This is a genomic window from Spirosoma taeanense, from assembly GCF_013127955.1.
Lineage (GTDB): Bacteria > Bacteroidota > Bacteroidia > Cytophagales > Spirosomataceae > Spirosoma > Spirosoma taeanense.
Genome location: NZ_CP053435.1, coordinates 5,473,691 through 5,486,246 on the forward strand (window position 1 = coordinate 5,473,691; position 12,556 = coordinate 5,486,246).

A 12,556-nucleotide genomic window follows, 5' to 3' on the forward strand; every position below is an offset into this window, starting at 1 on the left:
CAGCATACATACATTGATGTAAAAGAACCTATCCGAACGTAAAACCGTTAAAACTTAGATAGAGTTTACCCTCATTGACATCGAATGACTCAGACTACGGAAACCGGGCTATCGCGCTCGGTTGATCACCTCGACCCCAAGCAGTTCATCATCATCAAAGGGGCCAAAGTACATAATCTGAAGGGAATTGACGTTGCCATTCCGCGCAACAAATTAGTAGTACTGACAGGTCTTTCCGGCTCGGGCAAATCATCGCTGGCCTTCGATACACTGTTTGCCGAAGGGCAGCGCATGTACGTCGAAAGTCTGAGCAGTTACGCCCGGCAGTTTCTGGGCCGGATGGAGAAGCCCGAAGTAGAATATATCAAAGGGGTGTCGCCGGCGATTGCCATCGAGCAGAAAGTTTCGACGCGCAACCCCCGCTCAACGGTGGGCACCTCGACCGAGATTTACGATTATCTCAAACTGTTATTTGCCCGGTCAGGCATTACTTATTCGCCCATATCGGGCCAGGAGGTTCGCCGGGATACGGTTACAGACGTAGTGAATTACATATTCAGCCACGAAGACGGTCAGCGGGTCATGATTCTGACGCCCCTGATTATTCATCCAGGCCGAACGCTTGACTACGAACTTAAGGTTCTGCTTCAAAAGGGCTATACCCGGATTGTTGCGGATGGCGGTCCGACGGGTCAGCAGGTTCTGCAGATTGAAGATCTGCTGGAGCAGGACCCGGCTCAGGTCAACGCCCTGCCCGATCAAACTGATCAGCTTGAATTGCTGGTCGATCGGGGTACGGTTATCCTGGATGCCGACGGACAGCCCGACGAAGACACGCAGTATCGTTTTTCGGATTCGGTACAAACGGCTTTCAACGAAGGTGGCAGCGTTTGCCGGGTAGACGTAGTCGGGAAGGAGTCGCGTACTTTCTCTGATAAGTTTGAGCTGGACGGGATTGTGTTCGAAGAGCCAAGCGTCAACCTGTTTACGTTCAATAACCCATACGGCGCCTGCCGGCGCTGCGATGGCTTTGGTAAGGTGCTGGGTATTGACCCTGACCTGGTGATTCCCGACAAGAACCTGTCGGTTTTTGAGGGTGCCATCATGCCATGGCGGAGCGAGAAGATGAGCGAGGAGTTTCTGAAGCCTTTACTGAAAAACGGTATCCGCTTCGACTTCCCGATTCATCGGCCCTATAAAGACCTGACGCCCGCCGAGCAGGAACTACTCTGGACTGGCAACCAGTACTTCGACGGCCTGAATGCGTTCTTCGCTTACGTCGAAAGTCAGACCTTTAAGGTGCAGTACCGCGTCATGCTGTCGCGCTACCGGGGCAAGACTACCTGCCCCGAATGCCGGGGGTCGCGCCTACGCAAAGATGCGGGCTACGTGAAAGTAGGCGGCAAATCCATCACTGATTTGGTTCTGATGCCGCTGACGCAGGTAACGGCTTTCTTCCGCAATCTGGAATTACCCGAGCATCAGCAGCAGATAGCCAACCGGATTCTGATCGAGATTCGGAACCGTCTGGATTATATGGAGCGCGTCGGCCTGGGCTACCTGACCCTCAATCGCCTGACCAACTCGCTGTCGGGTGGCGAATATCAACGCATCAAACTCGCTACGTCGCTTGGTTCGGCGCTGGTCGGCTCGATGTATATTCTGGACGAACCCAGTATTGGTCTGCACCCCCGCGACACGCAGCGGCTGGTGAGCGTCCTGGAATCCCTGCGCGACATGGGCAATACAGTCATTGTGGTTGAGCACGAAGAAGAAGTGATGCGGGCCGCCGATCAGCTCATTGACATTGGCCCCGAAGCGGGCTCGCTGGGGGGCCATCTGGTGTTCCAGGGAAATCTGAATGGAATAATGAATGAGGAGCGAGGAATGCTAAATGGGCAAGAGCCAAATTCGTCCTTCATCGTTTATAACGCATCCTTGAAATCGCACACGCTCGACTTCCTGACGGGCCGCGAAACAGTGCCCGTCCCCAAGTTCCGGCGTAAGGCAACCAATTTTATTGAGTTGAAAGGCGCGCGGGAAAACAATCTCAAGCAGGTTGATGTGCGCTTTCCGCTTAACACGCTGACCGTCGTTACGGGCGTGTCGGGATCGGGTAAAAGTACACTCATCCGGAAAGTTCTATACCCGGCTCTGGTGCGTCAGAAAGGCGATGCGGCTGAAGAAGCGGGTAAGTTCATGGGCCTCGAAGGTTCGCTCGACCGGATTTCATCCGTTGAAATGATTGACCAGAACCCCATCGGTAAATCGTCGCGCTCGAATCCGGTTACGTACATCAAAGCCTATGATTACCTGCGGCAGGTCATGGCCGATCAGCCCATTGCCAAGTCCCGTGGGTATAAGCCTAGCCACTTCTCATTCAACGTCGATGGCGGTCGCTGCGAGGTTTGTCAGGGCGAAGGCGAGGTAAAGATTGAGATGCAATTCATGGCCGACATTTACCTCAAGTGCGAGGGCTGTGGCGGCAAACGCTTTAAGCAGGAAGTGCTGGAGGTAGCGTTGCAGCACAAGAATGTCTCGGACATTCTGGATATGACCGTTGACGAAGCGATCGACTTTTTCCGCAAGGTAGAACCCAAAATGGCCGATAAGCTCCTGCCCCTACAGGAGGTTGGTCTAGGGTATATTGGACTAGGGCAATCGGCCAATACGTTATCCGGTGGTGAAGCGCAACGCGTTAAGCTGGCGTCGTTTCTGAGCAAGGGGAATCCGAACAAAGGCAGCACGCTGTTTATTTTCGATGAACCGACCACGGGCCTGCATTTTCACGACATCCGTAAACTGCTCACAGCCATCAACGCTTTGGTCGATCAGGGCGACTCGGTCATTATCATCGAGCACAACATGGAAGTCATCAAAAGCGCCGACCACATCATCGACCTCGGCCCCGAAGGTGGCGAAACCGGCGGTTACGTAACGTTTACAGGCACCCCCGAAGAAATGGTGAAACTGCCCGAAGGCCAGAACTTTACGGCTGATTTTCTGCGGGGGAAAGTGTAAGCATAAGCGCTTATTTATCAGGCTAGGTTTCCATTAAAGAAAGGTGGGTGTATACCTGCCTTTCTTTATATATCACCCGTTAAAGCTACCCATCATTTTAGGTTCATCCGCTACGTTCTGCTTTTGTTCCTTGCTCAGTATGAACCACTCAGGTACTACAACAGCATACGTCAGGGCCTATGCAACATTGGTTCTCAGCCAACGCATTCGTTCACACAGTTGAAAATAATAATAGCCAAAGCCGATAATAAGCAAACGTCCGACAGACTCAGCAGTCCGTCGGACGTTTGCTTTAATTAATTACGCACAAGGGTAGGGTAATACGTTTTATCAGCCGAAGTCGGTATAGCTACTTATCGTCTTTTATAATCTTTATAACCTGCGCTTTATCGGCGGTTGCTACTCGTAACAAATAGATGCCCGTTGGCTGGCCGTTCAAACTGAACAATTCCTGCTGTTTAGGCGCTTCCATCACCGTCTGTCTGCGTTGAATGAGTCGGCCACGCGCATCCGTCATACTGATTGTGACGGGTTTACGCAATTCGGCCTGTACCTCAACTGTCAACACTTCCCGAACTGGATTTGGCCAGGCTCTGACCATTAACCCCTCCTGACCGGCGCTCTCTTCCGTTCCAACGCGTAACCCATTACTTGCGGAGCCACTCACGTTGATAACCGTTGATACAACAGGCGCATCACAATAATAGGCGTCGGCAAAGTGTCCGTAAAGAGTAGCGGTGTAACTACCGAGTTCAGTGGCCGTCGATTCAAAAACACCGCTACGTGTACCGGCTAATTCATTGCATAACGGAGGACAGGGTAAAAGCCAGGTGTAGGTGTAATACGATCGTTCGGGAATAGCGTATAACCTGAAGGTCTGCCCCGTTGAAATGTTCAGCGGTCCTGGTTTAGGCGTTCCCGAGTAAGGGGGTAGCAAATAACCAATACTATGCACTTCAACCGATTTGATTCGTATTTCGACTGTATTCCCGGTTACGGATGCCGGATCTTTTGTGCAGCCTTCCGGGCGCATGCTGGATACACGTACTTTATACAGTGACCCAATCACAGCCGTAGCAGGAACCGTAACCCCCACCATTGACCAGGGTATCCCTTCCACATTGTCCATTCCGACAGTATAGGAACTCACTATAGTTGGCGTACCACTGGTTTGAATTAAGTCAACCTTGAAGCGCGTGTCCGGGCATTGGAAGCGGGCGTATTGAAAATTGACCCATAATTCTCCACCTGGACATGAGATAGCACTTCGAAGCACATGATAATTAATCCCTCCGTCCCTATTGTTTGTAAATCCTACGTTTGTAATTGTTTGCCCAGCAGTTGTTATCCAGCAACTGACGACGAGCAGAATGAGGAGTATAATCTTTTTCATGATCTACTATTATTAGCTTCATAATACGATATGTTATTGTAGTTACCCCTATGCGCATAAATAATATAACTACCTGAAATGTAAGCACGAAGAACGCGCAATGTCTCACGAAATCTTCGATTTTAGCTAAAGGTGGTATTTACCGCCGTCTAGCATACCAAACTCATATACGTGTTTATATAACCCCAGGGAAACTCTATGGTAAGTTCGCACTTAGGCATCAGGAAGATGCTAAGATTCAGTTCTGCCCTTCGCTTTTCAGGCTCCGTATCCACTCCCGCACGAGGGCAACACCTTCCTGGTGGGTGACTTTGCGGGCAACTTCAGGCATCATAATACCGGGGTCATTGGATTCAATCCGATAAACGAGTATCGACTCGTCGGGTTTACCAGGCACGATGTCATACTGCCGCCCACCCGAACCCCGACCAGCCGCAACGGGTGTTTTCAGGACGCCCCAGACGGTAGGATTCTCCTCATTATAGCGCAGGTTCAGGCCTGACGTAGCGGCCGGGCCATCGGGGCGGTGACAATGGGCGCAGTTGATGTCGAGCCAGGCACGGGCGCGGGCGTCCAGGCTGCCGGTAGCCGGATCGTTCCAGACAGGTGTTTTTGCCACTGCCGCCAGTTCAGGCAGGCCCGTGAGTAGTCCATGCAGTTGCCAGTAGGCAAGCTGGTTGGCCGGGCCGTCGGCGTAGGTTTGTTCGCCGTTTAGCTGACGGGCCGATGGCCCAATGGGCAAGAGCCGTTCGTTCCGGTTGTGGCACCCTTTGCACTGATTCAGGTTAGGCATCACGTAGGGCTGCCGGTGTGTTTTCCCGGCCAGGTCAACGTAAGTCACCTCTGTCTGTTCGCCGGCCACTTCGAGCAGAGCGTCGGTTTGTTCGGTATTCCAGACGTATTCGAGCGCTTTCCAGCCGGCGGGCTCATGGACCAGTAAGCGCGTTTCGAGCAGTCGGCGCCCTTTGGCCGGGTCGCGGAAGTCATTCGGAAAGTAAAACGTTTTGATGAGTACCGTCCCGGTCGGAAAAGCCAGTACATCATCCGGGTTATAAGGCACGCTTTGCCCCGCGGGTAGCTTCAGGAAGCGCAACTTTTCGGCGTAGTCCGAAAACAGGGGCGTATTGAGCCGGTAAGGTATTACGCCCTCAGCCGGTCGCTGCCCGGCGATATTACCCGCAAAAATTCCCCAGTCCGAAAGCTTCTCCGGCGCGGCCGCACCCGTTCCAACCGGCCGTATGGTAAAGGCGATTGAAATGAGGAAAAGGGCAAAAGCGAGGAAAAGCTTCATCGTTACGTCTGTTTACAACCCGTAGAGCAAGCAGGAATTTGAGCCGCTACTCCTGCCCTACGGCGAGTTTGGCGTCGGCCAGCGGTTTAAGTTCACAGTTGTGCGGGGTCATATTGCGCGATACGTTCTTGAAACCGCCAGCGGCATCCATATTAGCGAACTCAGCACCGGTGTTGTTCCGCAAACAAATGTCCATCGTGGCCGGATGAGCGTAGTTAGTGTCTGTAATGCCATCCCAGAGAATGTCGGGGACATCCTTACCAAACTTCAGTTTAAAGCGGAACATCATACCCATGCGGCCTTTGCGCGTCGGATAGCCCCGTTCGCGTACGTACGTATTGTCGTGGATATTGATGTTCGTCGGATAAGGATAGTATTCCTTGTCGGCAATGGGGTTCTCGGTCATGTGGTAGCTGATAACCCCCGTGCCGATACTCTTGTTGTTGATAATTTGATTATCGAACACCTCAACCTGGTTAGTCGCCAGAATCAGCACCCCCGTACCAGCCGCCACCCGGGCGACGATGTTTCCCTTCGGGGCAAAATTGTCGTAGTTATTCTCACGGATGGTGTTTTTATAGACCCGCACATTACCGCCCCGCTTCTGCACCAGATCGGGCAGATCAAAGACCAGAATGCCCCCGGTATTGTCGTGAGCGTTGTTTTCATAGACATCGGCCATGAGCGAGTTCTCAATCTCGATACCCGCTACGTTATGATAAGCCTCACACCGACGCACCACAATATTCTTCGACTGCCCAACGTAAATACCCGCATCCGACGCGCCAATGGCGACGCAGTTTTCAATCAGGACGTTCTGGCACTGCACCGGATACAAGCCATACGAACCGTTATCAGGGCCGGGCGTACCGGTCCACTCGACTTTCAGGTTGCGGAACGTAATGCCATTCACGTTCATCGTCTTGATGGCGTCGCCTTTCGTGTCCTGAATGGTCAGGTTTTCGATGATGATATTCTGGCCGTTACTCACCCGCAGCCCTTCGGCCCCGTCGGTTTGCCCCTTAAATGACAGCACCGTTTTATCCACGCCCCGCCCCCGAATCACAATGTTTTTCTTGTCTTCCAACGACAGACTGCCCGTAAACGTAAACTTCCCTTCGTCCAGTTGAATGGTAGCTCCATCGTCGCTGAGAATAAGCTGTTTCTGAATTGCCTTTTGTACCGCCGGCTGCGCGACTGCGCCAAGGGCAGTTAAACAGCTGGTTGCGATCGTGATGAGCAGCGTTTTCATGGCAATCAATCTGTGATAAATTTCTGACAATGAAGGCATAAGGGTTTTAACAAAGATACGTTAAAAAGCAGGAATTCGCTTACCGCTGGCGAAGAGAACCGGATAGGATGCAGATACTTAAATAAGTACATTTCACTGTACCTGACCAACTTTACTCGTAATTTCGCGGGGCAATTTTCGGTTTAGTCATGTCGTCCGCGCTTCGCTGGGTTCTTTTGATTATTGGATTACCCTACTTTGCTTTTGCTCAGCTTCAGATTTCGTATCCGATGCCCCGGCTGGTCGTACAGCGCGGTGCCGATAACAATGGACGACTCTATCTATCAGGACGGCTGGGTACGGCGGTTGACCGGGTTGAAGCGCGATTGACACCCGTAGCAACCAACGATGGAACAGCCACCGACTGGCAAACGGTACAGATTAATCCAGCCAATAACGTCTTTCTAGGCTATATCACGGGTAAAGGCGGCTGGTACGTACTGACTGTTCGTACGCTAATTGGCAATACGGTAACGGGGCAGGCCACTGTGCAACCGGTGGGTATTGGCGAGGTGTTTATAACGGCGGGGCAATCGAATTCGCGGGGGCTTGGCGTAGGCGATAACGACCTGGGTACGGCTACCGACCGCGTCAATGCCATTGACACCATCAATCACTACTATCCGCCCAATGCCAACGCGCTGTTTTCTTCCGGCGATCCGTTGCCGGTGCCGGTCTATAAGCCCTTAACGGCCGGTCGGCGCGTGTTTCCGATGGCCGAAAGCTCCTGGGTCTGGGGCGAACTGGGCGATTATATCGTCTACCGCTATAACGTGCCGGTGGTCTTTTACGTAGCGGGCTGGGATGGCTCAACCATTGACAACTGGCTTAACTCAGCTAACGGCATTCCTAGCTGTAATGCGTATTACTGCGTAGAGAACTGGCCAAACCTCCAACCCTATACCAATCTCAAAAATATTTTAGGCTATTATGGCTCGACGGCGGGCATCCGGGCCGTTCTCTGGCACCAGGGGGAGGCCGAAAATGACGTCGCCCGCGATAAGATCCTGCAGTATGCCGACCGGCTACGAGCGCTGATTCAAAAGTCGCGGCAGGACTTTGGCGGACGCCCGCTACCGTGGGTCGTAGCCCGGGCTTCGTTTAACGGAACCAGTTCATCACCCGACGTAGTGGCTCAGCAGGAAGCCGTTATCGCAACACCAGGCTTCAACGCCTTTCAGGGACCGTATAACGATACCATTGTCAACCGGAACGCCGGCACGCCGGACGTACATTTTCGGAATATTCTCCGCCCTTCTCCGCATCCCCGCTATTACCTGAACCCAGGATCAATCCCGGCCGATATGGGTATGTCGCGCTACGCCCGTAACTGGAGCAACAGCCTGAATGACGGCTTTTTCCAGAACGCCCTTCCCAGCACACCGACGCAGTTTGCCGTAACCGAAACGGTCGCCGATTATCTGCGTCCCGGCGATAGTCTGCGCGTATCCTTTCAAACGGTGGGCACGTTCGCTGGCGACAATCAATGGCAGGTGCAGCTTCTCGATTCACTGGGAAAGTATGTAGGCGTTCTGGGCAGTGGACTTAGCAGTCCGGTGGCGGTTAAGCTACCCGATACGCTCACAACCGGCCGCCGGTATCAGGTTCGGGTGGTGGCTACCTCGCCCGTTTTTCCCGCCGTACCCTCCAACCTCTTCCGGGTAGGTACTCCACCGTCGTCCTCCGGTGCGGCCGACTTAAGTCTGTCCATGGGTATCAGCCAGCGAACGCCCGGTGTGAACGATACGTTGACCATCTCGCTCTACATCCGCAATGCCGGGCCTAATCCGGCGACCAACATACAGGTTCGCAATCGCCTGCCCAGTAATCTAAGCATTGTGTCGGCGTCGGGCCTGGCCTTCAGCGGCAGTACGTTAACCGGCACGGTCGTCAGCCTGAATCCGAATGCAACGGTCATTCTGAGTTTTCGGGCGCGGCCTTTGGCGGCTGGAACGTACCGAAACGCGGCTGAGATTGCACAGGTTACCAACACCGATCCCGACTCCCAGCCCAACTCCGGTACGGGCGACGGACAGGACGACACCGCGGAACTGAACTTTCGCACCCGCCAGGCCGGACTGGCTGTCTTTACGTCGCCTAATCCCAATCAGGCTCCTTTGCCCAGTGTTCAGGACAACCAACCAGCCGCCGATCTAACGAAAGCCGATGTAAGCCTAAGCCTGTCGGTTAGCAATCGCTCTCCCCGCCTGAACGACACCATAACCTATACGTTATGGCTGACAAACCGGGGTGGGATGATAGCAACCGGCCTGAACGTAACAGCTTACTTGCCCGCTGGCCAGACATTTATTTCGAGCAACGACATGGCTCCGGGTGGGGGTGGCATTTCGGGCGGACTAAGCAGTCTGGACGTAAATAGCACCGCTACACTTCAGTTTCGAGCTAAAGTTACCGCGCTGGGTCGCAGTGTCTGTAAGGCCCAGATTACAGCGGCCAGCCGCCCCGATCCAGACTCCGTTCCCGGCAACGGAACCAGCAATGGCGAAGACGATACCAGCAGCCTAATCATTCGGGTCAAGTAAGCGCCCCAAGCTGACGGCTAGCATTTACATACTGATATTGAACGGCTTACCATCGGGTTTCGTTATCCAGGCTCCCACCCTGTCGGCTAACTATCGCTTGTTTTTCAAATAAACTGCTGCTTGCTGCTGTCCGACAGTGAAAAAAGCGAAGGTTCTGCCTTTACGAATAAGTAGTCTTTGCGGTTAACCAGCGGGCATAAAATTCGAGTGCTCGCCAAATGACCTGATAACTGGACATGAAAACGCAGTGGGTTATTCTGGGCGCAGTCAGTATGACGGTGGCGTTAACGCTTTCGTCGTTTCTCGGCATTTTCGACAGCCGGGTGGATTACAATACCCAGATAAAACCGCTGCTCAACAAGAACTGCATTGTCTGCCACGGTGGCGTAAAAAAAGCGTCGGGTTTTTCGCTGCTGTTCAAACACGAAGCGCTGGCCCCGGCGAAATCCGGTAAACCAGCCATCATTCCCGGTGATGCCGACGCCAGCGAGATGATTCGCCGATTGACGCTGAGCGACCCCGATGAGCGGATGCCGCTCGATCACCCACCGCTCAAACCCGACGAAATTGAGCTTCTGCGCAACTGGATCGATCAGGGTGCCGAATGGGGCGACCATTGGGCGTATCAGCCCGTCGTAAAGCCTGAGTTACCCAAACTCGGAACGTTCTGGAGTCGGCTGGGTCTCACGCAAAATGAAGAAGCTGGCTGGGTCAGGAACGAGATCGACTACTTCATTCTTGACAAACTAAAGCATGAGGGTTTAAAGCCCTCTCCGGAAGCCGACCGGGCCACGCTCATTCGGCGGGTATCGCTTGATTTGACCGGCCTGCCGCCCACACAGGAAGCGGTGACGGCTTTTGTTCAGGACAAAGCGCCGGATGCTTACGAAAAAGTGGTTGACCAACTGCTTACATCACCCGCTTACGGCGAACGCTGGACGGGAATGTGGCTCGATCTGGCCCGCTACGCCGACACCAAAGGCTATGAACGCGACCCCGGCCGCAAAATCTGGCGTTACCGCGACTGGCTCATTAACGCCTTTAACGACGATAAGCCCTTCGACCAGTTTACCGTGGAACAGATTGCGGGTGATCTGCTGCCTAATGCTGACGACAATCAACTGATTGCAACCGGATTTCACCGGAATACAATGACGAACGATGAGGGCGGTACGCAGGATGAAGAGTTTCGGGTGGCGGCCGTTCTGGACCGGGTCAACACGACCTGGGATGTCTGGCAGGGTACTACCTTTTCGTGCGTGCAGTGCCATAGCCATCCTTACGATCCGTTTACGCACGACGAGTACTACAAATACCTGGCCTTTTTCAACAACAGCCGCGACGAAGACGTAACGAGCGACACCCCGACCCTCCGGTTCTATAAACCTGCCGACTCGCTGAAACTGGTGGCGTTACAGCAGTTTATTTCAACCGCCGAACGTAACGCGGCTCGGGCAAAGGCGCAGACCGACTATTTTACCAAGCTGGCCCGAACCATTGAACCGAAGATCAACTCCCACGACTTTGACAAGTACATCAACGCGTCGCTGCTCGACGCCAAGTACTTCGGTGCGCAGGATAAAGGCTCGGCCCGCATCAAAAATGTTACGCTGACAAACCGACCCCGGCTTTTGATTGCCTGGGGTACGAATGCTACCAACGCTGTCGTTACCCTCCGTCAGGATAAACCCGATGGGCCGGTTCTGGCTACAATTCCGGTGCCTAAAACTGGTAACAGCTGGAACGATACGATCCAGATGATTCCGCTGCCCTCTGTGCAGGGCCGCCATGACCTATATCTCTCGCTCAACAGCCCAAAAACGCCTAAAGAGTGGGTCATGGTCAAATGGGTATCCTTCCAGCCAATTCTACCTGGTCAGCCACTTAGCACCCTGGGTGAGCAGGATAAACTGCTTCTGGACGTACTGAACGCTGAAGCGGAACAAACGCCTATCATGCTCGACAGCTCCGATGACCTTGCCCGGCCAACCCATGTGTTTCAGCGCGGGAACTGGATGGTCAAAGGCCAGCGGGTGTCTCCCGACGTACCCAAGTCGTTTCCTCAGATGAACCCCAAATTACCCAGAAACCGGCTCGGTCTGGCCCGCTGGATGGTCAGTCGGGAGCATCCGTTAACGGCGCGCGTAGCGGTAAACCGATTCTGGGAGCAGCTCTTCGGGACAGGCATCGTCGAAACCGTGGAGGACATGGGCACGCAGGGCATTCCGCCAACCCACCGCGAACTGCTGGATTATCTGGCGGTTGACTTTATGGAAACGGATCGCTGGAGCATTAAGGCGCTGCTGAAAAAGATCGTTCTGTCGGCAACGTACCGGCAGCAGTCCACGGCCTCGCCCGAGTTGCTGGCGAAAGACCCGTTCAACAAATTGCTCGCCCGCGGGCCACGCGTTCGGCTATCCGCCGAGGCTGTACACGATCAGGCGCTGGCCGTAAGTAAGCTGCTGAGTACAAAAATGCATGGCCCTAGCGTAATGCCCGTTCAGCCTGAAGGCATCTGGCAGTCGCCCTACGACGGCGAAACCTGGAAACAGAGCGTTGGCGAAGACTTGCATCGACGCGCCCTGTACACGTATTGGAAGCGCACGGCCCCCTACCCGTCGATGGTAACGTTTGACAGCCCCAGCCGCGAGTTCTGTCAGTTACGTCGGCTGCGCACAAACACGCCCCTGCAGGCCTTGGTAACGTTGAATGATCCAGTCTATGTTGAAGCGGCCCAGCAACTGGCCTGCTATATGGCTGCTCAGGGCCGCTCGCCCGAAGCGCAGATTCAGGCCGGTTTCCGGCAGGTGATGCTGCGCGAACTGGCCCCGAAGAAATTAGCCGTGCTGACCAGGCTGTATCGTACAACCGAGCAGTATTACCGGAGCAAGCCAGATGAAGCGAAAAAGCTCCTGACCCTGGCCGATGCAACCCCTCAGCAGGCCGCACTGACCGTAACGGCCAATACTATACTGAATCTGGACGAAGTGATTACCAAAGAATAGTTTTACGCGCAG

At 53.9% G+C, this 12,556-nt stretch carries 6 protein-coding genes; 3 read left to right on the top strand and 3 right to left on the bottom strand.

Going from position 1 to position 12,556, the window contains the following annotated elements:
- Nucleotides 1–84 precede the first annotated feature (84 nt).
- Nucleotides 85–3,021, top strand: coding sequence for an excinuclease ABC subunit UvrA (gene uvrA, locus HNV11_RS22760; protein ID WP_171741852.1), 2,937 nt, complete (start codon nt 85–87; stop codon nt 3,019–3,021).
- A gap of 349 nt (nt 3,022–3,370) precedes the next feature.
- Here uvrA and HNV11_RS22765 read toward each other — a convergent pair whose 3' ends face one another.
- From HNV11_RS22765 to HNV11_RS22775, 3 genes are all read right to left on the bottom strand, one after another.
- Nucleotides 3,371–4,171: a T9SS type A sorting domain-containing protein gene (locus HNV11_RS22765; RefSeq protein ID WP_171741853.1), complete on the bottom strand. Its 801-nt coding sequence runs from the start codon at nt 4,169–4,171 to the stop codon at nt 3,371–3,373.
- Between the two features lie 481 nt (nt 4,172–4,652).
- The gene (locus HNV11_RS22770; protein WP_171741854.1) at nt 4,653–5,705 is read right to left on the bottom strand and encodes an SO2930 family diheme c-type cytochrome; all 1,053 of its coding nucleotides are present in this window, start codon (nt 5,703–5,705) and stop codon (nt 4,653–4,655) included.
- Between the two features lie 46 nt (nt 5,706–5,751).
- The gene (locus HNV11_RS22775) at nt 5,752–6,957 is read right to left on the bottom strand and encodes a parallel beta-helix domain-containing protein (RefSeq protein ID WP_171741855.1); all 1,206 of its coding nucleotides are present in this window, start codon (nt 6,955–6,957) and stop codon (nt 5,752–5,754) included.
- 188 nt (nt 6,958–7,145) lie between these two features.
- On the opposite strand from HNV11_RS22775, the gene HNV11_RS22780 reads away from it, so the two are divergent.
- Both HNV11_RS22780 and HNV11_RS22785 read left to right on the top strand, forming a co-directional pair.
- Nucleotides 7,146–9,539, top strand: a complete 2,394-nt coding sequence (locus HNV11_RS22780) for a sialate O-acetylesterase (RefSeq protein ID WP_171741856.1) — start codon at nt 7,146–7,148, stop codon at nt 9,537–9,539.
- A gap of 236 nt (nt 9,540–9,775) precedes the next feature.
- The gene (locus HNV11_RS22785) at nt 9,776–12,544 is read left to right on the top strand and encodes a DUF1553 domain-containing protein (protein WP_171741857.1); all 2,769 of its coding nucleotides are present in this window, start codon (nt 9,776–9,778) and stop codon (nt 12,542–12,544) included.
- Nucleotides 12,545–12,556: the final 12 nt, after the last annotated feature.

Bases quoted from the DNA above. Each gene is read 5' to 3' on its own strand.
- uvrA (WP_171741852.1), top strand. From the start codon at position 85: ATGACTCAGACTACGGAAACCGGGCTATCGCGCTCGGTTGATCACCTC.
- HNV11_RS22770 (WP_171741854.1), bottom strand. From the start codon at position 5,705: ATGAAGCTTTTCCTCGCTTTTGCCCTTTTCCTCATTTCAATCGCCTTT.
- HNV11_RS22775 (WP_171741855.1), bottom strand. From the start codon at position 6,957: ATGAAAACGCTGCTCATCACGATCGCAACCAGCTGTTTAACTGCCCTT.
- HNV11_RS22780 (WP_171741856.1), top strand. From the start codon at position 7,146: ATGTCGTCCGCGCTTCGCTGGGTTCTTTTGATTATTGGATTACCCTAC.
- HNV11_RS22785 (WP_171741857.1), top strand. From the start codon at position 9,776: ATGAAAACGCAGTGGGTTATTCTGGGCGCAGTCAGTATGACGGTGGCG.